Origin of the sequence: Pauljensenia sp. OF14-1SRA (assembly GCF_027694595.1) — a bacterium.
GTDB classification, from domain to species: Bacteria; Actinomycetota; Actinomycetes; order Actinomycetales; family Actinomycetaceae; genus Pauljensenia; species Pauljensenia turicensis_B.
This window is the reverse complement of sequence record NZ_JAQEVQ010000014.1, coordinates 1-21,609: the sequence shown is the minus strand read 5'-3', so window position 1 is coordinate 21,609 and position 21,609 is coordinate 1. Positions and strand designations below refer to the sequence as shown.

Annotated in this window: 36 protein-coding genes; 35 read left to right on the top strand and 1 reads right to left on the bottom strand. The window is 59.4% G+C overall.

The window, feature by feature from the left end; genetic code table 11:
* Positions 1 to 109 precede the first annotated feature (109 nt).
* The 25 genes from PG731_RS07740 (at position 110) to PG731_RS07620 (ending at position 14,036) form a co-directional block, all read left to right on the top strand.
* Positions 110 to 481 carry a hypothetical protein gene (locus PG731_RS07740; RefSeq protein WP_270773184.1) on the top strand — a complete coding sequence of 124 codons (372 nt, stop codon included), beginning with the start codon at positions 110 to 112 and terminating at the stop codon, positions 479 to 481.
* Positions 482 to 953: 472 nt separating this feature from the next.
* Positions 954 to 1,262, top strand: a complete 309-nt coding sequence (gene rpsJ, locus PG731_RS07735) for a 30S ribosomal protein S10 (RefSeq protein ID WP_270773183.1) — start codon at positions 954 to 956, stop codon at positions 1,260 to 1,262.
* A gap of 11 nt (positions 1,263 to 1,273) precedes the next feature.
* Positions 1,274 to 1,942: a 50S ribosomal protein L3 gene (rplC, locus tag PG731_RS07730; RefSeq protein ID WP_101627644.1), complete on the top strand. Its 669-nt coding sequence runs from the start codon at positions 1,274 to 1,276 to the stop codon at positions 1,940 to 1,942.
* Between the two features lies 1 nt (position 1,943).
* Positions 1,944 to 2,588, top strand: a complete 645-nt coding sequence (gene rplD / locus PG731_RS07725) for a 50S ribosomal protein L4 (protein WP_195224875.1) — start codon at positions 1,944 to 1,946, stop codon at positions 2,586 to 2,588.
* On the top strand, positions 2,585 to 2,890 hold the full coding sequence (gene rplW / locus PG731_RS07720; RefSeq protein WP_270773180.1) for a 50S ribosomal protein L23: 306 nt from the start codon (positions 2,585 to 2,587) through the stop codon (positions 2,888 to 2,890). Before rplD ends, rplW begins: the two co-directional genes overlap by 4 nt.
* A 24-nt stretch (positions 2,891 to 2,914) precedes the next feature.
* Positions 2,915 to 3,751: a 50S ribosomal protein L2 gene (gene rplB / locus PG731_RS07715; RefSeq protein WP_006681496.1), complete on the top strand. Its 837-nt coding sequence runs from the start codon at positions 2,915 to 2,917 to the stop codon at positions 3,749 to 3,751.
* 16 nt (positions 3,752 to 3,767) lie between these two features.
* A complete protein-coding gene (rpsS, locus tag PG731_RS07710) occupies positions 3,768 to 4,049 on the top strand; it encodes a 30S ribosomal protein S19 (RefSeq protein WP_006681495.1) in 282 nt (93 codons plus the stop codon).
* 30 nt (positions 4,050 to 4,079) lie between these two features.
* Positions 4,080 to 4,451 carry a 50S ribosomal protein L22 gene (rplV, locus tag PG731_RS07705; protein ID WP_006681494.1) on the top strand — a complete coding sequence of 124 codons (372 nt, stop codon included), beginning with the start codon at positions 4,080 to 4,082 and terminating at the stop codon, positions 4,449 to 4,451.
* A gap of 1 nt (position 4,452) precedes the next feature.
* Positions 4,453 to 5,253, top strand: a complete 801-nt coding sequence (rpsC, locus tag PG731_RS07700) for a 30S ribosomal protein S3 (protein WP_270773179.1) — start codon at positions 4,453 to 4,455, stop codon at positions 5,251 to 5,253.
* Between the two features lie 5 nt (positions 5,254 to 5,258).
* Positions 5,259 to 5,678 carry a 50S ribosomal protein L16 gene (gene rplP, locus PG731_RS07695; protein WP_006681492.1) on the top strand — a complete coding sequence of 140 codons (420 nt, stop codon included), beginning with the start codon at positions 5,259 to 5,261 and terminating at the stop codon, positions 5,676 to 5,678.
* Positions 5,678 to 5,911: a 50S ribosomal protein L29 gene (rpmC, locus tag PG731_RS07690; RefSeq protein WP_006681491.1), complete on the top strand. Its 234-nt coding sequence runs from the start codon at positions 5,678 to 5,680 to the stop codon at positions 5,909 to 5,911. The genes rplP and rpmC overlap by 1 nt, the downstream gene beginning before the upstream one ends.
* Before the next feature lie 5 nt (positions 5,912 to 5,916).
* On the top strand, positions 5,917 to 6,183 hold the full coding sequence (rpsQ, locus tag PG731_RS07685; protein WP_006681490.1) for a 30S ribosomal protein S17: 267 nt from the start codon (positions 5,917 to 5,919) through the stop codon (positions 6,181 to 6,183).
* 583 nt (positions 6,184 to 6,766) lie between these two features.
* Positions 6,767 to 7,135: a 50S ribosomal protein L14 gene (rplN, locus tag PG731_RS07680; RefSeq protein ID WP_006681489.1), complete on the top strand. Its 369-nt coding sequence runs from the start codon at positions 6,767 to 6,769 to the stop codon at positions 7,133 to 7,135.
* Complete coding sequence (gene rplX, locus PG731_RS07675) at positions 7,135 to 7,569, top strand: 50S ribosomal protein L24 (RefSeq protein WP_006681488.1); 435 nt, start codon at positions 7,135 to 7,137, stop codon at positions 7,567 to 7,569. The genes rplN and rplX overlap by 1 nt, the downstream gene beginning before the upstream one ends.
* Positions 7,570 to 7,571: 2 nt before the next feature.
* Entirely contained in the window at positions 7,572 to 8,117 is a 546-nt protein-coding gene (rplE, locus tag PG731_RS07670) for a 50S ribosomal protein L5 (protein ID WP_195224871.1), read from the top strand.
* A 3-nt stretch (positions 8,118 to 8,120) separates the two neighbouring features.
* Positions 8,121 to 8,306 carry a type Z 30S ribosomal protein S14 gene (locus tag PG731_RS07665; RefSeq protein ID WP_006681486.1) on the top strand — a complete coding sequence of 62 codons (186 nt, stop codon included), beginning with the start codon at positions 8,121 to 8,123 and terminating at the stop codon, positions 8,304 to 8,306.
* 59 nt (positions 8,307 to 8,365) lie between these two features.
* Positions 8,366 to 8,764 carry a 30S ribosomal protein S8 gene (gene rpsH, locus PG731_RS07660; RefSeq protein ID WP_006681485.1) on the top strand — a complete coding sequence of 133 codons (399 nt, stop codon included), beginning with the start codon at positions 8,366 to 8,368 and terminating at the stop codon, positions 8,762 to 8,764.
* A 15-nt stretch (positions 8,765 to 8,779) separates the two neighbouring features.
* Positions 8,780 to 9,316, top strand: coding sequence for a 50S ribosomal protein L6 (rplF, locus tag PG731_RS07655; RefSeq protein WP_270773177.1), 537 nt, complete (start codon positions 8,780 to 8,782; stop codon positions 9,314 to 9,316).
* The gene (gene rplR, locus PG731_RS07650; RefSeq protein ID WP_101627636.1) at positions 9,316 to 9,687 is read left to right on the top strand and encodes a 50S ribosomal protein L18; all 372 of its coding nucleotides are present in this window, start codon (positions 9,316 to 9,318) and stop codon (positions 9,685 to 9,687) included. The genes rplF and rplR overlap by 1 nt, the downstream gene beginning before the upstream one ends.
* Before the next feature lie 28 nt (positions 9,688 to 9,715).
* Positions 9,716 to 10,408: a 30S ribosomal protein S5 gene (rpsE, locus tag PG731_RS07645; protein ID WP_101627635.1), complete on the top strand. Its 693-nt coding sequence runs from the start codon at positions 9,716 to 9,718 to the stop codon at positions 10,406 to 10,408.
* Positions 10,405 to 10,590: a 50S ribosomal protein L30 gene (gene rpmD / locus PG731_RS07640; RefSeq protein ID WP_179369897.1), complete on the top strand. Its 186-nt coding sequence runs from the start codon at positions 10,405 to 10,407 to the stop codon at positions 10,588 to 10,590. Before rpsE ends, rpmD begins: the two co-directional genes overlap by 4 nt.
* Positions 10,591 to 10,592: 2 nt before the next feature.
* On the top strand, positions 10,593 to 11,069 hold the full coding sequence (gene rplO / locus PG731_RS07635; protein WP_006681480.1) for a 50S ribosomal protein L15: 477 nt from the start codon (positions 10,593 to 10,595) through the stop codon (positions 11,067 to 11,069).
* Between the two features lie 185 nt (positions 11,070 to 11,254).
* Entirely contained in the window at positions 11,255 to 12,547 is a 1,293-nt protein-coding gene (secY, locus tag PG731_RS07630; RefSeq protein ID WP_101627634.1) for a preprotein translocase subunit SecY, read from the top strand.
* Entirely contained in the window at positions 12,544 to 13,122 is a 579-nt protein-coding gene (locus PG731_RS07625; protein ID WP_270773175.1) for an adenylate kinase, read from the top strand. Before secY ends, PG731_RS07625 begins: the two co-directional genes overlap by 4 nt.
* A gap of 5 nt (positions 13,123 to 13,127) precedes the next feature.
* Positions 13,128 to 14,036, top strand: a complete 909-nt coding sequence (locus tag PG731_RS07620) for a type I methionyl aminopeptidase (protein WP_270773174.1) — start codon at positions 13,128 to 13,130, stop codon at positions 14,034 to 14,036.
* Positions 14,037 to 14,210: 174 nt separating this feature from the next.
* Here PG731_RS07620 and PG731_RS07615 read toward each other — a convergent pair whose 3' ends face one another.
* The gene (locus PG731_RS07615) at positions 14,211 to 14,429 is read right to left on the bottom strand and encodes a hypothetical protein (protein ID WP_270773173.1); all 219 of its coding nucleotides are present in this window, start codon (positions 14,427 to 14,429) and stop codon (positions 14,211 to 14,213) included.
* Positions 14,430 to 14,910: 481 nt separating this feature from the next.
* Here PG731_RS07615 and infA point away from each other — a divergent pair, with 481 nt between their 5' ends.
* From infA to rpsI, 10 genes are all read left to right on the top strand, one after another.
* Positions 14,911 to 15,132 (top strand): translation initiation factor IF-1, encoded by a 222-nt coding sequence (infA, locus tag PG731_RS07610; protein ID WP_101627630.1) that lies wholly within the window; start codon positions 14,911 to 14,913, stop codon positions 15,130 to 15,132.
* A 39-nt stretch (positions 15,133 to 15,171) separates the two neighbouring features.
* Positions 15,172 to 15,285 carry a 50S ribosomal protein L36 gene (gene rpmJ / locus PG731_RS07605; RefSeq protein WP_003790577.1) on the top strand — a complete coding sequence of 38 codons (114 nt, stop codon included), beginning with the start codon at positions 15,172 to 15,174 and terminating at the stop codon, positions 15,283 to 15,285.
* Positions 15,286 to 15,431: 146 nt separating this feature from the next.
* Positions 15,432 to 15,806, top strand: coding sequence for a 30S ribosomal protein S13 (rpsM, locus tag PG731_RS07600; protein ID WP_006681474.1), 375 nt, complete (start codon positions 15,432 to 15,434; stop codon positions 15,804 to 15,806).
* Between the two features lie 69 nt (positions 15,807 to 15,875).
* Positions 15,876 to 16,286: a 30S ribosomal protein S11 gene (gene rpsK / locus PG731_RS07595; protein ID WP_006681473.1), complete on the top strand. Its 411-nt coding sequence runs from the start codon at positions 15,876 to 15,878 to the stop codon at positions 16,284 to 16,286.
* Between the two features lie 146 nt (positions 16,287 to 16,432).
* On the top strand, positions 16,433 to 17,431 hold the full coding sequence (locus PG731_RS07590) for a DNA-directed RNA polymerase subunit alpha (RefSeq protein ID WP_270773161.1): 999 nt from the start codon (positions 16,433 to 16,435) through the stop codon (positions 17,429 to 17,431).
* A 43-nt stretch (positions 17,432 to 17,474) separates the two neighbouring features.
* On the top strand, positions 17,475 to 17,963 hold the full coding sequence (gene rplQ / locus PG731_RS07585; RefSeq protein ID WP_270773160.1) for a 50S ribosomal protein L17: 489 nt from the start codon (positions 17,475 to 17,477) through the stop codon (positions 17,961 to 17,963).
* A gap of 294 nt (positions 17,964 to 18,257) precedes the next feature.
* A complete protein-coding gene (locus PG731_RS07580; RefSeq protein ID WP_270773158.1) occupies positions 18,258 to 19,007 on the top strand; it encodes an ROK family protein in 750 nt (249 codons plus the stop codon).
* The gene (locus PG731_RS07575; RefSeq protein ID WP_270773157.1) at positions 18,995 to 20,077 is read left to right on the top strand and encodes a tRNA pseudouridine synthase A; all 1,083 of its coding nucleotides are present in this window, start codon (positions 18,995 to 18,997) and stop codon (positions 20,075 to 20,077) included. The genes PG731_RS07580 and PG731_RS07575 overlap by 13 nt, the downstream gene beginning before the upstream one ends.
* Before the next feature lie 343 nt (positions 20,078 to 20,420).
* On the top strand, positions 20,421 to 20,864 hold the full coding sequence (rplM, locus tag PG731_RS07570; protein WP_101627626.1) for a 50S ribosomal protein L13: 444 nt from the start codon (positions 20,421 to 20,423) through the stop codon (positions 20,862 to 20,864).
* A 43-nt stretch (positions 20,865 to 20,907) separates the two neighbouring features.
* Entirely contained in the window at positions 20,908 to 21,399 is a 492-nt protein-coding gene (rpsI, locus tag PG731_RS07565) for a 30S ribosomal protein S9 (RefSeq protein ID WP_006681467.1), read from the top strand.
* Positions 21,400 to 21,609 lie beyond the last annotated feature (210 nt).

The window sequence follows — 21,609 nt, the reverse complement described above, 5'->3', positions numbered from 1 at the left end:
TCGCGGTTGTTTGTGTGCTTGTTCGCGGTTGTTTGTGTGCTTGTTCGGCGTTGTTTGTGTGCTTGTTCGCGGTTGTTTGTGTGCTTGTTCGGCGGAGCAAGATGTGTTCTTGAACGTGAAGGTCAGCAGATCGCGACGGCGAGCTCCGGCGCCGAAGTCGGCTGCGACGGGTGGTCGTGATGTTCAGTTCAAGTTCACGTGGATTGGTGAGCAAACGCCTAATGGTGCGGATGCGAAGACTCAGGCGGGTATTACGTACACCGTGAAGTACAAGCCCACCCCGGCTGGGCCGAACAACCCAACGACGCTGGTTGAACCCCCGAACACCACGAACACTCCGAGCACGCCGAACACCCCGAACACCACGAATTCGGGGCCGCGAAAGATTGCGAAGACTGGCTTCAATCGAGGCCTCGTTGGAGGTCTCGGACTCCTCTTCCTGGTCGCGGGCGTGCTTGCGGTTCGCCAGAAGCGCAGCTGAAACGCTCAGCGCCATTAGCGAGCACTAGGCGCCTGTGGAACACTGAACCTCTGGTCGGTGCCCTACAGGCGCCTCGCGCTACTACACCCCATGTAGACGACACGCCCGAGTGCGGGTACACTGATTCGCGGCGCTTCAAGCACCTGTGCGCCAAAAGCTCCACGCCGAAGCGCATGAGGGCTGATGAGCAAATTGATCGTCCGTGTAATGTATGAGGATTCACACTCCAGATGGCGAGTTCAAACTTGCTAGGAAAGGTGTGACTCTGTCAGACTTGAACGGTTGCCCCGCGACCCGTGGGGCGGTTCCGCAGGGATTCTGCGGGCCGGGCTGAAACGCCCGTGATCTTTGGACAAGACAACGGTCTGCCTTCACATAAGAAGGAACCGCGCAATACGTGTGTCACTTTTTTAAGCGACACGCCCGAGTGCGGGGACCGGTGACGAATCTGTACGAGAAGAGGTAAGACGGCATGGCGGGACAGAAGATCCGCATCCGGCTGAAGTCGTATGACCACGAGGTCATCGACAGCTCCGCGCGCAAGATCGTGGACACCGTGCAGCGAGCAGGCGCCACTGTTGTGGGCCCGGTTCCACTGCCGACCGAAAAGAACGTGTTTGTCGTCATTCGGTCGCCCCACAAAGACAAGGACAGCCGCGAGCACTTTGAGATGCGCACACACAAGCGGCTCATCGACATCATCGACCCGACGCCGAAGGCCGTCGATTCGCTCATGCGTATCGACCTGCCCGCAGACGTCAACATCGAGATCAAGCTCTGAGGACATCTGCAATGACTACTGACAACAAGCAGCACGCAGCTGCGCCGATTAAGGCGTTGCTCGGCCGCAAGCTCGGCATGACCCAGGTTTGGGACGCTGACGGCCGCCTCGTGCCCCTCACTGTCGTGCAGGTCGGCACTAACGTTGTGACCCAGGTTCGCACCGAAGAAGTCGACGGCTACACCGCCGTTCAGATCGGTTTCGGCGAAATCGAAGCACGCAAGGTCACCAAGCCTCTCGCAGGCCACTTCGCAAAGGCTGGCGTCGAGCCTCGTCGTCACCTGACCGAGGTCCGCACCTCCGCCCATGACTCTTACGAGGTGGGTCAGGAACTCGACGCTTCCACCTTCGAGGCTGGACAGGCTGTTGACGTTTCCGGCAACACCAAGGGCAAGGGCTTTGCAGGCGTTATGAAGCGTCACGGCTTTGCCGGCGTTTCTGCTTCGCACGGTGCACACCGTAACCACCGCAAGCCCGGTTCGATCGGCGCTTGCGCAACCCCCGGACGCATCTTCAAGGGCCTGCGCATGGCCGGCCGCATGGGTGGCGTTCGTCGTACCGTCCAGAACCTCAAGATCCAGGCAGTCGACACCGAGAAGGGCCTGCTGCTCATCAGCGGCGCCATCCCGGGTCCGAAGAACTCCGTGGTCCTGGTTCGCTCGTCCGTGAAGGGTGCGTGAAATGGCTGACGTTCAGACCATCGACGTCTTCGATCTCAAGGGTAAGAAGGCAGCTTCGGTTGACCTCCCCGCCGAGATCTTCGACGTTCCCACGAACATTCCGCTGATGCACCAGGTCGTCGTTGCACAGCTTGCTGCTGCCCGCCAGGGTACGCACGCAACCAAGACGCGTGGCATGGTTTCCGGTGGCGGCAAGAAGCCGTTCCGCCAGAAGGGCACTGGTAACGCTCGTCAGGGCTCGATCCGTGCACCGCACTTCACCGGTGGTGGCATCGTCCACGGCCCGCAGCCGCGTGACTACGATCAGCGCACCCCCAAGAAGATGAAGCAGGGCGCACTCCGCTCCGCTCTGTCTGACCGTGCACGCGCAGGTCGCATCCACATCGTCACCGCTCTCATCGAAGGTGAGAAGCCGTCGACGAAGTCCGCTCTCGCAGCGCTTCGCGCGATCGTCGAGGACCGTCAGGCTCTCGTCGTCATCGAGCGTAACGATGAGCTCACCGCTCTCAGCCTGCGTAACGCTCCCGAGGTTCACGTTCTTTGGGCAGACCAGCTGAACACCTACGACGTCCTTGACGCCGACGATATCGTGTTCACCCAGGCAGCCATGGAGTCCTTCCTCGGCACCAAGGAGGAGACCAAGTGAGCACCCTCGAAGCGGGCAAGAACCCGCGCGACATCATTCTGAAGCCCGTCGTCACCGAGAAATCCTCCATCCTCATGGATGAAGGCAAGTACACCTTCGAGGTTGACCCGCGCGCCAACAAGACCGAAATCAAGATTGCCATCGAAGAAATCTTCGATGTCAAGGTCGGTCAGGTGGCCACTCAGAACCGTAAGGGCAAGACCTACCGGACCCGCACGGGTCAGGGCAAGCGCAAGGACGTCAAGCGAGCAATCGTGACCCTGCGTGAAGGCGCCATCGACATCTTCGGCGATCAGGCCTGAAAACCGGAGAGGTAGAGGACAAAAATGGGAATCCGCAAATACAAGCCCACGACCCCGGGTCGTCGCGGCGCGTCGGTCTCCGATTTCGTTGAGATCACCCGCTCCGAGCCCGAGAAGTCGTTGGTTCGTCCGCTGCACAAGACCGGTGGACGTAACTCGAACGGCCGCGTGACCTCGCGTCACCGTGGCGGTGGCCACAAGCGCCAGTACCGCGTCATCGACTTCCGTCGCCATGACAAGGACGGCGTCCCGGCAGTCGTCGCTCACATCGAGTACGACCCGAACCGTACCGCTCGCATCGCCCTCCTGCACTATGCAGATGGCGAAAAGCGCTACATCCTGGCACCGGCCAAGCTGAACCAGGGTGACCGCATCGAAGCAGGTGCCGGCGCCGATATCAAGCCCGGTAACAACCTGCCGCTACGTAACATCCCGCTCGGTACCGTTATCCACGCTGTCGAACTCAAGCCCGGTGGCGGCGCAAAGATCGCCCGCTCCGCCGGTTCGTCCGTTCAGCTCGTCGCCAAGGAAGGCCGCTTCGCCCAGCTGCGTATGCCGTCCGGCGAAATCCGCAACGTCGAAATCACCTGCCGCGCAACGGTCGGCGAGGTCGGCAACGCTGAACAATCCAACATCAACTGGGGCAAGGCCGGCCGTATGCGCTGGAAGGGCAAGCGTCCGCACGTCCGTGGTGTTGTTATGAACCCGGTTGATCACCCGCACGGCGGTGGTGAAGGTCGTACCTCTGGTGGCCGTCACCCGGTTAGCCCGTGGGGTAAGCCCGAGGGTCGTACCCGCCGTCCGAACAAGGACAGCGATCGCCTGATCGTTCGCCGTCGCAAGACCGGTAAGAACCGCTGAGTAGGAGTCGATAACTATGCCACGCAGTTTGAAGAAGGGCCCGTTCGTCGACGACCACCTGCTCAAGAAGGTCGACGCCGCAATCGAATCCGGCTCAAAGAATGTCATCAAGACTTGGTCGCGTCGCTCGGTCATCACCCCGGATTTCCTGGGTCTGACCTTTGCGGTGCACGATGGCCGCAAGCATGTCCCCGTCTTCATCACCGAGTCGATGGTGGGTCACAAGCTTGGCGAGTTCGCTCCCACGCGTACTTTCCGCAGCCACGACAAGGACGATCGAAAGGGACGCCGGCGCTGAGCCGGCCTCCACGGAAGAAGAGGCAGATAAATGGAAGCTAAGGCGCAGGCGCGTTTTGTCCGCGTCACGCCCCAGAAGGCCCGCCGTGTCGTGAACGAGGTTCGTGGCAAGGCTGCTCTGGAGGCCGCTGACATCCTGCGGTTCGCACCGCAGGCAGTCGCCACCGATGTCCGCAAGGTGCTCATGAGCGCCGTTGCCAACGCGAAGGTCAAGGCCGAACAGGCTGGCGAAACCTTCAACGAGGCAGACCTGCTGGTCATCGAAGCATTCGTCGATGAAGGTCCGACCATGAAGCGGTTCCGCCCGCGTGCACAGGGACGCGCAGGTCGCATCCTGAAGCGCACGAGCCACATCACGCTCGTCGTCGGTACCAAGGAAGACAAGAAGAAGGGAGCCCGCTGAAATGGGCCAGAAGGTTAACCCCACAGGGTTCCGCCTGGGAATCACCACGGATCACCGCTCCCGCTGGTTCTCCGACTCGACCACCAAGGGACAGCGTTACTCTGACTACGTTGCAGAGGACGTTGCAATCCGCAAGAACCTGACCGAAAACCTCGAGCGCGCAGGCATCTCGAAGGTCGACATTGAGCGTACGCGTGATCGTGTCCGCGTTGACCTCCACACCGCTCGCCCGGGCATCGTCATTGGTCGTCGTGGCGCAGAGGCTGATCGCCTCCGCCAGAACCTCGAAAAGCTCACCGGCAAGCAGGTTCAGCTCAACATCCTCGAGGTCAAGAACCCCGATTTGGATGCTCAGCTTGTCGCACAGGGCATTGCAGAACAGCTCGCTGCTCGCGTTTCCTTCCGTCGTGCAATGCGCAAGGGCATTCAGTCCGCGCAGCGCGCAGGCGCCAAGGGTATTCGTGTTCAGGTTTCCGGTCGCCTCGGTGGCGCCGAAATGAGCCGTTCCGAGTTCTATCGTGAGGGTCGCGTTCCGCTTCACACCCTCCGCGCGAACATTGACTACGGATTCCACGAGGCACGCACGACCTTCGGTCGTATCGGTGTCAAGGTGTGGATCTACAAGGGCGACATCACCGAGCGCGAGTTCGCACGCCAGCAGGCCGAGCAGGCCAACCGTGGCGGACGTCGCAGTGATCGTCGTGGCCAGCGCCGCGGCGGACGCCAGAACCAGGAGACCGCTCAGCAGCAGGCGCCCACAACCGAGGCACCCGCAGCTACTGAAAACGGATCGGAGGCCTGAGCCCAATGCTCATTCCCCGTCGTACAAAATGGCGCCGTCAGCACCGCCCGCACCGTACCGGTAATGCAACCGGTGGCACCGAATTGGCGTTCGGCGATTACGGTATTCAGGCACTCACCGGCGCGTACGTGACCAACCGTCAGATCGAGGCAGCTCGTATCGCTATGACGCGTCACATTAAGCGTGGCGGCAAGGTGTGGATTAACATCTTCCCGGACCGTCCGCTGACCAAGAAGCCGGCTGAAACCCGAATGGGTTCCGGTAAGGGCGCGGTTGAATGGTGGGTTGCCCCCGTCAAACCGGGTCGTATTCTGTTCGAGCTGGGCGGCGTCGACGAGGCGCTTGCACGCGAAGCTATGCGTCGCGCTCAGCACAAGCTTCCGATGAAGACCCGTTTCGTGGTCCGAGAGGGTGGTGACATCTGATGGCGGAAAAGGCACTTACCCCTTCCGACCTCGATGCCATGGACGACGCCCAGCTGTCCAAGGAACTCGAGAAGGCTAAGGCCGAGCTCTTCAACCTGCGCTTCGCACAGGCTGTTGGCAACCTCGAGGATCATGGTCGCATGAAGACCGTGCGCCGTGACATCGCCCGTATCTACACGATCGCGCGTGAGCGGGAGCTTGGCTACCGCACCGCCCCGAGCACTGAGGAGTGATTCTGATGGCAGATAGCACCGCGCGTAACGACCGCAAGGTTCGTATTGGCCTGGTTGTCTCTGACAAGATGGATAAGACCGTCGTTGTCCAGATTGAGGACCGTGTGAAGCACGCCCTCTACGGCAAGGTCATGCGTCGTAATAAGAAGGTCAAGGTTCATGATGAGAACAACGAATGTGGCATTGGTGACCGCGTTCGCATCATGGAGACTCGTCCGCTTTCCGCTACCAAGCACTGGCGAGTAGTGGAGATCATCGAAAAGGCCAAGTGATTCGTCACTGAGCTTTGTAAGGAGCCCGGTTCCCCAGTTTGGGGAGCCGGGCTCCGTGCTGTTTTGTGCCCTTTCCTCGCGCTTGTTCAAGAAATACCTTCTCCCTGCGACCGCGCTTGTTCACGCTTGAGCCCGCTTGTTCACCGTTGGCCACCCCTTTTTGACCGCGCTTGTTCAAGAAATCAAGCATCGTTGTTCGCGCCTATTCGCGTGTGTTGGTCAATGAAGCCACGTGGCCTCGTGAACCCGAAATGGTGAATAAGCGCGGTGGTGGAGGGACGGGATTTGGTGAACAAGCGGGATAGAGGGAGGGGATTCGCTGAACAAGCGCGGTAGATGGGGCGCACCTCACGAAACTGGCGGTTTCAAGTCAGTGGGGAAGTGGGGTACTCTTGGAGGGTTGCGTGACGCAAGGTGCACTGTGCCTCGCGTCGGTAGTGAGAGCGAGCAACACCATATTTAATCCTGTGGTGCGTTCTCACTATTGTCGGCATCGATGCGCAATAGTTCATGCACGTTCGGCAAGGCTCGAGGGAAGTAATGCTCCCAACAGAACCAGCTCGACAACAGGAGTCAATAGAAAATGATCCAGCAGGAGTCGCGACTTAAGGTCGCCGACAACACGGGTGCAAAGGAAATCCTGACCATCCGCGTGCTCGGTGGCTCGGCTCGACGCTACGCGGGTATTGGTGACACCATCGTCGCCACCGTCAAGGACGCAATCCCCGGCGGCAACGTCAAGAAGGGCGAAGTCGTCAAGGCAGTCGTAGTCCGCACTCGCAAAGAAACCCGCCGTCCCGACGGTTCGTACATCCGTTTCGATGAGAACGCGGCCGTCATTATCAATTCCAACGGCGAACCGCGTGGCACGCGTATCTTCGGCCCCGTCGGCCGTGAGCTGCGCGACAAGCGCTTCATGCGTATCGTCTCGCTCGCACCGGAGGTGATCTGATGGCAGCCAAGATCCGTAAGGGTGACCTGGTTGAGGTCGTTCGCGGTCGTTCATCCGACGAGAAGAAGCTTGCAGAGCGCAACGCCCGCCGTGCAGCCGAGGGCCTCGAGCCCCTCAAGGCTGGCGACAAGGGCAAGCAGGGACGCGTCATCAAGGTTTTCCCGGCTGAGGGCAAGGTCCTCGTCGAAGGTATCAACCTGAAGACCCGTCACGTTCGCCAGGGTCAGACCCAGGGTCAGACCGGTGGCATCGAGACCATCGAAGCCCCGATCTCGATCGCAAAGGTCGCACTGGTCGATCCCGAAACCAAGCAGCGCGTGCGCGTCGGCTTCCGCGAGGACGTCGTCGAGCGCGATGGCCGCACCCGCACCGTCCGCGTTCGCGTGACCCGCGGTGGCGCCAAGCGCGGCATCGAGCAGGGCAAGGAGATCTGAACATGACCCCGCGTCTCAAGGAAAAGTACGTCTCCGAAATTCGTGACGCCCTCCGCGCCGAGTTCAAGCATGAGAACATCATGCAGGTTGCCGGTCTGACTAAGATCGTCGTGAACATGGGCGTTGGCGAGGCAGCTCGCGATTCGAAGGCACTCGAGGGCGCAATCCGCGACCTCACCGCTATCACTGGCCAGAAGCCCGTGACCACCAAGGCGAAGAAGTCCATCGCACAGTTCAAGTTGCGCGAAGGCCAGGCCATCGGTGCTCACGTCACGCTCCGTGGCGATCGTATGTGGGAATTCCTCGATCGTCTTCTCTCCACTGCTCTTCCGCGTATCCGCGACTTCCGCGGTCTGTCGGCCAAGCAGTTCGACGGTCACGGTAACTACACCTTCGGTCTGACGGAACAGTCCATGTTCCACGAGATCGACCAGGATTCGATCGACCGAGTTCGCGGTATGGATATCACCGTCGTTACCTCGGCCTCCACCGATGATGAGGGCCGTGCGCTCCTGCGTCATCTCGGATTCCCGTTCAAGGAGGACTGACCCATGGCGAAGACATCCCTGAAGGTCAAGGCCGCACGTAAGCCGAAGTTCGGCGTTCGTGCATACACGCGTTGCAACCGTTGTGGTCGCCCCCACTCGGTCTACCGCAAGTTCGGCCTGTGCCGCGTTTGTCTCCGCGAGCTCGCCCTTGCTGGCGAACTCCCCGGAGTCACCAAGAGCAGCTGGTAAAACACTGACGTCGTAGGTCTCAAAAGGAGAAACCACGACGAGGAAGGGGAATTTCCCCAATGACAATGACTGATCCCATTGCAGACATGCTGACGCGTCTGCGTAACGCGAATCGTGCGCATCACGATACGGTTTCCATGCCGTACTCCAAGATGAAGAACGCGATCGCAAACATCCTGGTCGAAGAGGGCTACATTGCTTCGACCTCGGTTGAGGATGCCCGCGTGGGCAAGACCCTCACCATCACGCTGAAGTACGGTTCGCACCGCGAAGCGGCCCTCCAGGGGTTGCAGCGCGTTTCCAAGCCGGGTCTGCGCGTGTACGCCAAGTCCACCAACCTGCCTAAGGTTCGCGGCGGCCTGGGCGTGGCAATTCTGTCCACGTCCTCCGGTCTGCTTACCGACCGTCAGGCAGCCGACAAGGGTGTAGGTGGGGAAGTCCTCGCCTACATCTGGTGAGCAGGAGGCTGAACAATGTCGCGAATCGGTAAGCAACCCATTGCTATCCCCGCAGGCGTCGACGTCACCGTTAACGGTGCAGACGTTAAGGTGAAGGGCAAGAAGGGCGAACTTTCACACACCGTCGCAGCCCCTATCACGGTGGCTATTGAAGACGGTCAGATTCTGGTTTCCCGCCCGAACGACGAGCGCCTTTCCTGTTCGCTCCACGGTCTGACTCGCACCCTTATTGCGAACATGATCGTCGGCGTGACCGAGGGCTACAAGAAGGAACTCGAAATCACCGGTACCGGTTACCGCGTGGTCGCCAAGGGAAAGAACCTCGAGTTCTCTCTCGGCTTCTCGCACACCGTTCCGGTCGAAGCTCCGGAAGGCATCGAGTTCACCGTTGAGTCGCAGACCAAGTTCACGGTCCACGGCATCGACAAGCAACTCGTTGGCGAAACCGCAGCTCGCATCCGCAAGCTGAAGAAGCCTGAACCCTACAAGGGCAAGGGCATCCACTACGTGGGCGAAACGATCCGTCGCAAGGTCGGAAAGGCTGGTAAGTGATGGCGTACACGGTCAAAGGCAAGGGCAAGTTCGTCGCTCGCAAGCGTCGTCACATTCGCCTTCGCAAGAAGATCAACGGTACCCCGGCGCGTCCGCGCCTGGTCGTTACCCGCTCGAATCGTCACATCGTTGCTCAGGTTATCGACGACACCGTCGGTCACACCCTGGTTTCTGCCTCCGACTTCGAGTCCGGCGTCGAAACCATGACTGGCACGAAGACCGAAAAGGCAACCAAGGTTGGCGCTCTCATTGCAGAGCGTGCGAAGGCAGCCGGCATCACCGCCGTCGTCTTCGACCGTGGTGGCAACAAGTATTTCGGCCGCGTTGCGGCCGTCGCCGAAGCTGCCCGCCAGGGTGGCCTTGAGCTGTGACCGGATCGAAGGAAAGAGAGATCATCTGATGGCTGCACCGCAGCGAGGCAGGAACGGTCAGGAAGGCTCTGAGCGTTCGGGCGACGGCGAGCGTCGCGACCGCCGCAATGGTCGTGGCGACCGCGAAACACGTCGTGGCAACGAAAAGAATGAATACATCGAACGTGTTGTGACCATCAACCGCGTTTCCAAGGTTGTGAAGGGTGGACGTCGTTTCTCCTTCACCGCTCTGGTTGTCGTGGGAGATGGCGAAGGCACCGTCGGTGTTGGCTACGGAAAGGCCAAGGAAGTTCCCCAGGCCATTTCCAAGGGCGTTGAGGAAGCGAAGAAGAATTTCATTCGCGTCCCGATGATCCGTCGCACTATCACGCACCTGGTTCAGGGTCACGATGCCGCCGGCACCGTGCTTCTGCGCCCGGCAGCACCGGGAACCGGCGTTATCGCCGGCGGTCCGGTCCGTGCAGTGCTCGAGGCAGCTGGCGTGCACGACGTGCTCACCAAGTCGCTCGGCTCTGACAACGCAATCAACATCGTTCACGCGACTGTTGACGCCCTCAAGCAACTGGAACAGCCTGAGGCTGTTGCAGCACGTCGCGGTCTTCCGCTGGAGCGCGTTGCTCCGGCTTCGATGCTCCGCGCACGCGCAGAGGGTGAAGCTGAGAAGCGTGCCAAGGCTGAAAAGGCTGAGGCAGAAAAAGCTTCCGCGGGGGTGAATGAGTGATGGCGAACATCAAGATCACGCAGACCAAGTCGTCGATCGGCGCCAAGCAGAACATGAAGGACACTCTGCGCACCCTCGGGTTGCGTAAGATCGGCCAGAGCGTCGTCCGTGAGAACACCGAGACCGTTCTCGGTGCAGTTCACACGGTTCGTCACCTGGTGACCGTTGAGGAGGTCGACTGACCATGGCGGACTCCAAGTCCACAACAGGCGAAAAGGTGCAGATCGTTAAGCTGCACCACCTCCGTCCGGCCCCCGGCGCCAAGACCGCCAAGACCCGCGTTGGTCGTGGTGAAGGCTCCAAGGGTAAGACGGCTGGTCGCGGTACCAAGGGTACGAAGGCTCGCTACCAGGTGGCAGCAGGCTTCGAAGGTGGCCAGATGCCGATTCACATGCGTCTGCCCAAGCTCCGTGGCTTCAAGAACCCGTTCCGCGTTGAGTACCAGGTCGTCAACGTTGCCAAGCTTGAGGAGCTGTTCCCCAAGGGTGGCAAGGTGACGGTCGAGGATCTCGTCGCAAAGCACGCGGTTCGTGACGGCGCTCCGGTTAAGGTGCTCGGCACCGGTGAGCTCACCGTCAAGCTTGAGATCGAAGTTGATTCCTGGTCAGCTTCTGCTCAGGAGAAGATCACCGCAGCTGGCGGAACTATTTCCGCACGCTGACAACTGATTGGGGGTGGTCCGGCATGAACCCGGACCGCCCCCTTTTAGCGTCTTAAACTGATAGATGGTTCCTCGCAGAACCTTTGAACCCAAGACCGATGTCTACACGGAGCCATTTTTCCGGTAGTCTGGCACGGTCGCTAGGGCACATGCTCCAGCATTCCCATTACCCGTAGGAGGAAGCCTTGCTCAGTGCATTCGCACAGGCGTTCCGCACCCCTGACCTTCGTCGTAAGCTGCTGTTTACGCTGTTTATCATGGCGATGTTCCGCCTGGGTTCATACATTCCGACCCCCGGCGTTGACTCGACCGCGATTCAACAATGTCTTGCTCAGCAGGAAGAAGCGAATCTTCTTGACCTCGTGAACTTGTTCTCGGGTGGCGCGTTGCTCCAGCTATCGATCTTCGCGCTCGGCATCATGCCGTACATTACAGCGTCGATCATCATTCAGCTTTTGCGTGTTGTCATTCCGCGTTTCGATGACCTTCATAAGGAAGGGCAAACTGGTCAAGCCAAGCTGACGCAGTACACGCGTTATCTGACGATCTTCCTGGGCGTCCTGCAGGCCACGACGACACTGACATTGGCTCGCACCGGACGTATGTTCTCCGGTTGTTCCGCGAAAGTGTTGGCAGATGACTCTTGGTGGATGTTCCTTATCATGATCATCATCATGATGGCGGGTACCGGCGTGGTCATGTGGCTCGGCGAATTGATCACCGAGCGCGGCATCGGCAATGGCATGTCGCTCCTTATCTTTACCTCGATCATTGCCCGTCTGCCCTCCCAGATGCTGGCCATCGGTCAGTCTGGCAAGTGGGGTGCCGTGATCGCGATCCTTCTGCTCCTCTTCGCCGTCACGCTTGCCGTGGTGTTCATTGAGCAGGCTCAGCGCCGCATTCCAGTTCAGTACGCGAAGCGCATGATCGGTCGTCGTCAGTACGGTGGCACGACTACGTACATCCCGCTGAAAATCAATATGTCTGGCGTTATCCCGGTCATCTTCGCTTCGTCGATTCTTGCGTTGCCGTTGATGATTGCTCAGTTTGGTGCCCAGACCGACGGTTGGGTTCAGTGGCTTTCGGCGAACCTGCATCAGGGATCGTGGGTCTACCTCACGATTTATGCACTCCTGATTCTCTTCTTCGCCTTCTTCTACACGGTGATTACCTTTAACCCTGAAGAGGTTGCTGACAACATGAAGCGCTACGGTGGCTTCATTCCAGGTATTCGCGCAGGTCGTCCGACCGCCGAGTTCCTGTCTTATGTCATTAACCGCATTACGAGTGCTGGCGCCCTCTACCTTGTGATCGTTGCCCTGTTGCCATCACTCCTTATCATTCCGCTGAAGATTTCCCAGTCGCAGATGCCGTTCGGAGGAACGACGCTCCTGATTATCGTGGGTGTCGGTCTGCAGACCGTGAAGGAGATTAATACTCAGCTTCAGCAGCATCATTACGAAGGCTTCTTGCAATGATCGCCATGGTTCTTCTGGGCCCGCCCGGAGCAGGTAAGGGAACGCAAGCTACTCGTATCGCGGAAAAGCTGAGTATTCCGGCTATTTCTACGGGTGAGATTTTCCGTACGAACATGTCTGAAGGCACTGAGATTGGCCTGCAAGCCAGGGCATTCATCGACCGTGGTGAGTTCGTTCCCGACTCGGTGACCAACGCGATGGTGAAGGCGCGTCTGTCTTCTCCGGACACTGCGAACGGTTTTCTTCTTGACGGCTACCCGCGCAACGTGGAACAGGCTCACGTGCTTGCCGACATGTGCGCAGAGATCGGCATCAAACTTGACCTGGTTCTTGAAATCCAGGTTGACGAGGACGAAGTTGTGACCCGCATGATGAAGCGTGCCGAGGAACAGCATCGCACCGATGACACTGAGCCTGTCATGCGTCACCGCCTTGAGGTCTACCACCAGCAGACTAAACCGGTTGCAGCGTACTACGCCGACCGTGATCTGCTTCGGGTTGTTGATGGTTCGGGTTCGATCGACGAAGTGACTGAGCGTATTTTCGCTGTCCTCGATTCTGTCGCGAAGAACTGACCGTTATGCAGCGTATTGAGTTGAAGACTCGAGACCAGATCCGCTGGATGCGTGAGGCTGGTTTGGTTGTTGCTGACATTCACGCGAGCCTGCGCCAAGCGGTGCACGCTGGTGTGACTACGGCTGAACTGGATGAAGTGTCCGCCGACGCGATTAGGCGCGGGGGAGCGACCTCGAACTTCCTCAATTATTACGGCTATCCGGCCACGGTCTGCATCTCTGTGAATGATGTGGTCGTCCACGGTATTCCTGGCAAGCAGAAGCTGAAGGATGGGGACATCGTCTCCTTCGACTGTGGGGCTTGGGTGTCTCACGGCGGCAAGCAGTGGCACGGTGACGCGGCGTTCTCCATCATCGTGGGTGACGAGTGGGTGGATGACGAGTCCTTCATGGCAGGAAAGCGCGGCTCGGGTGCTCACCCACAGGGAATTGACGAGGCTACGATGAAGCGACGCCGTGAACTGGACGTTGTGACGCGCGAGTCCTTGTGGGCGGCTCTCGCTTCCCTCGAAAAGGGTCGTCGTATTTCCAGCGTCGGTCGCGCCGTCGAAGAAGTCGTTGCCAAGTATGACGATGAGTTCGGCTGGGAAGCCGGTATCGTCGAGGAATACACAGGCCATGGTATTGGCACTGCGATGCACCAAGATCCCGAGGTCCTGAATTACGACGCTCGTGGAATCTTCCCGCGCGTGAAGCCCGGTATGGTGCTTGCCGTTGAGCCGATGCTAACTTCGGGTTCGATCGAGACCCTCACCGAGTCTGACGAATGGACTGTCCGTACCGTCGATGGCTCGGACGCCGCCCATTGGGAGCACACGGTCGCGATCCTCGACGACGGCATCAGCGTGCTCACCGCCCCCGACTATGGAAAGGCTGGGCTCGCGCCTTTCGGGGTCGAACCGATCGAACTCTGACACAGATGTCGCAACGCTGGCTCTGCTCCTCGTGGCGAGGCCGACGCGCTGTAAGCACGACGGCGCACACAGTGGCGCGGACACTTACCTTTGTCCGCGCCCCCGCGACTCTGCGACTCTCCTGCCGGAGTATCAGATCGGGCGATCGGTGATCGACTGAGCCCAAGCCGACCGTTAGCGAGGGGAATACTCGTCCGGGGAATGTCCTGATTTCTTCGAGGAGCTGTAGCTCTTCGCGACGATGACCAAGGCGCGGACGATGTAGACGAGGGCGCCCACCCAGAAGATCCAGTTCCAGCGCGGTGCACTCAATGCGACGCCTACGAGACAGAGGGCGAAGCCGACATTCCACCAGACAGCGCTACCGGTTGATGTTTTGCCGTTCATGAACATGATGCCACCACCCGTCTGAGTTTGTGCGTCATGACAACTCCTTTGTTGATCTGAGGCAGGCGATCCCAGTGTATCAATGTCTTCGCGACAGCGGCCGCTTTCGTTGCGGACGATGCCTTGTGGGGTGCGGAATGATGATGCTCTGTGCGGCTTCCAGGTGTCATTGAAACGGCAAGGCATCACAGTAGGGGGAGGAGGGCGAGGCCTTTTACCTCGTCCGGTGTACCGCTCCGTCCTTGTTGCTGAATCCGGCCCGTACTCCAGTCCTCGTCGACGAACTCGGCCGCTACTCCTGTCCTCGTCGATGAATCCGGCCGAAGGTGAGGCAGTCGACAGTGCAGTCAACTACCAGAGGGATGTGCTTTTGCTGTATCGTAGATCTTCGGGCGTGTCGCATGTCGACTGTGTCGTACGCGCTGTATGCGCCCCGTGGCCATTGGGTCACGACTCATCCGAAGAACGTAGAGGACAGACGGAGGATATGGCAAAGAAAGACGGCGTCATCGAAATGGAAGGCACGGTCGTTGAGGCCCTGCCGAACGCGATGTTCCGTGTGGAACTGACCAATGGGCACGTTGTGCTCGGTCACATCGCCGGAAAGATGCGACAGCACTACATTCGAATCCTCCCCGAGGATCGAGTTCTCGTCGAACTGAGCCCCTACGACCTCTCCCGAGGCCGTATCGTCTACCGCTACAAGTAAACCCCGACACGACCGTCTACGGACGGTGGAGGAATAACCATGAAGGTCAAGCCGAGTGTCAAGAAGATTTGTGACAAGTGCAAGGTGATTCGTCGCCACGGCAATGTCATGGTCATCTGCGACAACCCCAGGCACAAGCAACGTCAGGGCTGAAATCCTCACGTAGCTGACCCGGGCACAACCGCCCACAGGATCACATCAAGCGCGAATACGCGACCCTCGGTTCGGAGGCCGAGGCCGGATGGCTCATCCGGAAGATGTGATGACGACCTCCGAGGAATAACTGGAGCACCAACAACATGGCACGTATTGCCGGTGTCGACCTCCCCCGCGAAAAGCGACTGGAGATTGCACTTACCTACATTTACGGAGTCGGTCGCACCCGCGCCGCCGAGACCCTCGAAGCGACGGGCGTCAGCCCGGACGTCCGCGTGAAGGACGCCACCGAGGAAGATCTCGTCAAGCTCCGTGAATACATCGAATCGAACTTCAAGGTTGAGGGCGACCTTCGCCGCGAGGTTCAGGCTGACATTCGCCGCAAGATCGAAATTGGCTCTTACCAGGGTCTTCGCCACCGTCGTGGCCTGCCGGTCCATGGTCAGCGCACCAAGACCAACGCTCGCACCCGCAAGGGCCCGAAGCGCACCGTTGCAGGCAAGAAGAAGGCCAAGTAAGGCCTAAGGACTTCCAGCCTTTACGGCGGATAGTTCTTCATACGACTGAAGAAGGAACTGTTAAACACAATGGCAGCTGCAAAAACTTCGCGCTCCGGTGCTGCTCGTAAGCCGCGCCGCAAGCTCAACAAGAACGTTACCCACGGTCACGCGTACATTAAGTCGACGTTCAACAACACCATCGTTTCCCTGACCGACACCACTGGTGCCGTTATCGCCTGGGCCTCGTCTGGCCAGGTCGGCTTCAAGGGTTCGCGTAAGTCCACCCCCTTCGCTGCGCAGCTTGCAGCAGAGGCGGCCGCACGTCGCGCCCAGGAACACGGCATGAAGAAGGTCGACGTCTTCGTTAAGGGGCCCGGCTCTGGCCGTGAAACCGCGATCCGTTCCCTCCAGGCTGCTGGCCTTGAGGTCGGCTCGATCCAGGACGTTACCCCTCAGGCACACAACGGCGCTCGCCCCCCGAAGCGTCGTCGCGTCTGATTCGTCGCACCGGGATGCTTTGCCGCCCGGCATTGCATCTCCACGTCTGAGCACACCACTCGGTCGTGCTCACACCCTCCGTCCCACTCACGTGGGATCCACTGTCCGGCGTCATATGGCGGGCGCCGGGAAGAAAGGACCAAGACGTGCTCATTGCAGAGCGACCAATCCTCACCGAGGAAAAAGTCAGCGAACACCGTTCACGCTTCACACTCGAACCCCTCGAACCGGGCTTCGGTTACACGCTGGGTAACTCCCTGCGTCGTACCCTGCTCTCTTCGATCCCGGGCGCGGCGGTCACGTCCATCCGTATCGATGGCGTTGCCCACGAATTCCGCACTATCGAAGGTGTGAAGGAGGATGTCGCAGAGATCATCCTCAACATCAAGCAGATCGTCCTCTCTTCTGAGATGGATGAACCCGTCGTGATGTACCTGCGTAAGGCCGGCCCCGGTGTCGTCCTCGCTGGCGACATCACCCCGCCTGCAGGCGTTGAGATCCACAATCCGGATCTTCACCTCGCCACCCTCAATGATAAGGGCAAGCTCGAGATCGAACTGACCGTTGAGCGTGGACGCGGTTACGTTTCCGCAGCGCAGAACAAGGATCCTCAGGCTGAAATCTCGCGGATTCCGATCGATTCGATCTACTCGCCGGTTGTCAAGGTCACTTACAAGGTCGAGGCAACTCGTGTTGCACAGCGTACCGACTTTGATCGCCTCGTCATCGACGTGGAGACCAAGTCGGCGATCACCCCGCGCGATGCTCTTGCATCGGCTGGCAAGACCCTTGTTGAACTGTTCGGCCTCATGCGCGAACTGAATGAGGAAGCAGAAGGCATCGAAGTGGGTCCATCGACCACCGATGAAACCCTCGCAGCAGACCTTGCTCTGCCGATCGAAAGCCTGAACCTGCAGTCTCGTTCTTACAACGCGCTGCGTCGTCGTGGGATCCTCACCGTGGGCGAGCTTGTCGCTCACTCCGAGGCTGATCTTCTTGATATTCGTAATTTCGGCACCAAGTCGATCGAAGAGATCAAGGAATCTCTGGCCACTCTCGGCATGACACTCAAGGATTCGGTTATGCCGATCCCGGGTGCCTCTGAGTCTGGTTCGGTCCAGTTCAGCGACGAACAGTCCATCTGACCCTTATGCGTCCGATGGACGCACCTAATCCGTAGGAGACACAATGCCCACCCCCAAGAAGGGTGCTCGTCTGGGCGGAAGCCCGGCACACCAGAAGCTGATCCTGGCGAACCTCGCGACTCAGCTCATCGAACACCGTGCACTCACGACTACCGAAGCCAAGGCTAAGCTTCTGCAGCCTTACTTCGAGAAGCTCGTGACCAAGGCAAAGCGTGGCGACATGCACGCTCGTCGCACGGTTGCTAAGAAGATCACCTCGAAGGAAGCACTCTACGTGCTCTTCGACGAGATCGCGCCGGCCATCGATTCTGAGCGTCAGGGTGGCTACACCCGCCTCATCCGCGTTGGTAACCGTAAGGGTGACAACGCTCCTCTCATGCGCATCGAGATTGTTCTCGAGAAGCTCGAGAAGAAGGCCGTTGTGAAGAAGGCTGAAGACACTGCCGCCAAGGCAGCTGAAAAGCCGGCTGAAAAGGTTGAGGAAGCCCCCAAGGCCGAAGAGGTCGAGGTTGAGGCATCTGAAGCTGAGTGACTAGGTCGCGGGCTTGCCCGTGATTGACTCTCACTTTTGAGGTGGGGTCGGAGACGCTGATGCGTTTCCGGCCCCACCTTTTTGTTTGCGTCCACCGCGCTTGTTCAGGCGTGGCGTGTTTTTGTGGCTCTGCTTGTTCACGTTTGGGGTGTTTTGTGACCACGCTTGTTCATGCTCAGGCCGACTATCGGGCATATGCAGGCGGGCCCATGGCGGTGAACAAGCGCGGTGGGAATCGACGACAATTCGGACTAAATCGGTGAACAAGCGCGGTGGATCGTTAGAGTTGGTGGCATGTCTGAACCCATGACGCTCGCAATTGACTGCGGTGGTGGCGGAATTAAAGGCTCCGTCGTTGACGAACGAGGCACGATGATCGCACCGGCGATTCGCACGCCTACACCGTACCCGCTACCACCGGAGCTCTTGATCGAAGTCGCGCAGGATCTGGCGAACAACCTCCCTCAAGCTAACCGTGTGACCATGGGAATGCCTGGAATGATCCGACACGGAGTGGTTGTGGCTACCCCGCACTACATCACGCGCTCCGGCCCTCGCTCTAAAGTGGTTCCCGAGCTCGTTGAACGTTGGGACCATTTCGACATGAGAGGAGGCATCGAAAGGGCGCTTGGCTTGCCCACGAAGGTTTTGAATGACGCCGAGGTTGCTGGAGCCGGTGTCATTATCGGTACGGGGCTCGAAATGATCATCACCCTAGGGACGGGCCTCGGCAATGCGGTCTTTGATTCCGGAGTGCTGGCACCTCACGTTGAAGTGTCACAGGGCTTCGTCCGTTGGGGCCTGACCTACGACGATTACATCGGGGAACATGAACGGCTACGACTTGGCGATGCGCACTGGTCGCGTCGCGTCCGTCGTGTCATCGATGGACTTCGTCCCATGTACATGTGGGACCGTCTCTACCTTGGTGGCGGCAACTCGAAGCTGATTACAAGCGGACATCGCGCCCGCCTAGGTGACGATGTCATCATCGTGCCCAATGACGCAGGCATCATTGGGGGAGTGCGCGCGTGGTCTCTATGAGCAACTCTGACCCCTTAGCTTCCACCGCGCTTGTTCACGAATCTGTCGCGCTCGTTCGCGAACCTGTCGCGCTTGTTGAAGAATCCACTGCGCTTGTTCAAGCACCTCACATTCTTCGCATCCGTCTTGACCTCAGCTACGACGGGACGAATTTCCATGGGTGGGCTTCCCAGCCAGGCCAACGAACCGTGCAAGGTGAAATTGAAGCTGGCCTAGGCCTCGTACTTCGGTGCTCAACTACGCTGACGGTCGCTGGGCGAACGGATGCTGGAGTGCACGCGCGCCATCAAGTGGCCCACTTCGACGTTGAACAAGCGCGGTGGGAAAAGCTCGCGCCTCGAGGGGCAGAATCGACTGCGGAGGCCTGTGCGACCGCGCTTGTTCGCCGATTGAACGGTGTGATTGCGCGCGCGTACGGGCAGTGGATGCGCGATCGCGCCCTGAATGCGCCCAAAGGTGCGGCCGATATTGTGATCCGCGAAGCGCATGTCGTTTCGTCGGATTTCGATGCGCGTTTTTCTGCTCTCGGACGTCACTACTGCTACAGGCTGATGAGCGGGGCAGTCGATCCGCTCCGCCGTTTTGATGTTCTGAGTCTTGAACAACCCCTAGATGTTGACCTGATGAATCGGGCAGCAGCCCAATTGCTTGGCGAGCATGATTTTCTGTCGTACTGCCGGCCACGCGAGGGAGCCACAACGATTCGCACACTGACACGCCTGGAATTCAAGCCGTCTTCAACCGCGCTTGTTCATCGTTCGGGGGCGCTTACTCCTCAACAGGGCGCGCCAGAGTCTGCGCTTGTTGAGTGTTTTGTCGATGCTGATGCGTTCTGCCACTCGATGGTGCGTTCGCTTGTTGGCGCGCTTGTTGAAGTGGGGCTGGGGCGCCGGAGCGTCGACTGGCCGTATGAGTTGCTTCAAGCCTGCTCTCGAACAAGCGCGGCGCCGATTGCTCCTGCGCACGGACTGACTCTGGAGGGCGTGGACTATCCGGCGCCGGATCAGTGGGCCTCGCGCGCTCAACAAGCGCGGTCCCGTCGTGATTCGTGTTGTGGCGATAGGAGTTAGGCCCAGTCTGCCTTGGTACGCCAGCGTTCGTGCGTGCTTGTTCACCAATTCACGAGGCCGGGATCAGCACCGGAACGGTTTTCTTCGGGTTGCCCGTACGGTGAACAAGCGCGGTGGGGGTGGTCATGGCAACTGAGGGATCGGACACAAAGGCTCAGCAACTTTGACCGGCTCAATCCTGCCCGATAGACTTGATGATGCTGTGCGTTAGCTAGCGCCCTCGGTGTATTCCCACTCGCCGTTGAGCTGCAACTGACGCCTCGCGCGAACCGTTACATCGCGAGCACGATCCTGACATTGGGGATTGATGCTCCATGACTGACAAGAATTGAAGGTTACGCCCGTGCGCACCTATTCACCCAAGCCTGGGGACGCAGACAAGAAGTGGTACGTCATCGACGCCACCGACGTCGTCCTCGGCCGCCTGGCGGCTCAGGTTGCCGCCATTCTTCGTGGGAAGCACAAGCCGACGTTCGCCCCTCACATGGATATGGGTGACAACGTCATCATCATTAATGCGGACAAGGTCGTTCTGACCGGTAAGAAGCTCGAGCAGAAGATGGCCTACCGCCACTCTGGTCGTCCCGGTGGTCTGACCGCAACCTCCTACCGTGACCTCATGGCCAAGTCGCCTGAGCGTGCGGTTGAGAAGGCCGTTCGCGGCATGCTTCCTCACACCAGCCTCGGCCGTATGCAGTTCAAGAAGCTGCATGTTTACGCCGGTGCTGAGCACCCCCACGCCGGCCAGTTGCCGGTTCCCTACGAGATCACCCAGGTTGCTCAGTGAGCTTCGTGCCACTGAATAATCGACATAAGCACTGAGGAGAACCGTGGCTGAGACCACCGAAATCGTCGAGCTGGATGAGGAGAACGCCCCTAGCTCGTACACCACTGAGACTGAAACCGCGCCCGCAGGCGCCGGCCAGTCCATCACCGCGCCCGGCGCGGGCCTTGGTCGCCGCAAGGAGGCCGTTGCCCGTGTTCGTCTGGTTCCTGGAACCGGCGAATGGAAGATCAACGGACGCACCCTCGAGGATTACTTCCCGAACAAGCTGCACCAGCAGCTCGTGAAGTCCCCGTTCGTCCTTCTTGACCTTGATGGCCGTTTCGACGTTGTCGCTCGTATCAACGGTGGCGGCATTTCCGGTCAGGCAGGCGCCCTGCGCCTTGGCATTTCGCGCGCTCTCAATGAGATCGACCGCGATGCCAACCGCCCGGCACTCAAGAAGGCTGGCTTCCTGACTCGTGACGCTCGCGTCATCGAACGTAAGAAGGCAGGCCTCAAGAAGGCACGTAAGGCTTCGCAGTTCTCGAAGCGCTGATCCTTCGTTTTCTTGGCTTGTGGCCCTGCTCCTTGTGGAGCGGGGCCACACGTGTTTTTAGGGCATTGTGCTACTCGGAGCTCACTGCGCTTGTTCACGGCGTTCGGCTTTGGCGTGTGCGTGGTCTCTGATTGACGAGGTCGCGCGCTCTTTGAGGCCTCGCACGGGTTAATAGACAAAAATCGTTGCTAATGGCGGCGTGTTGTTAGT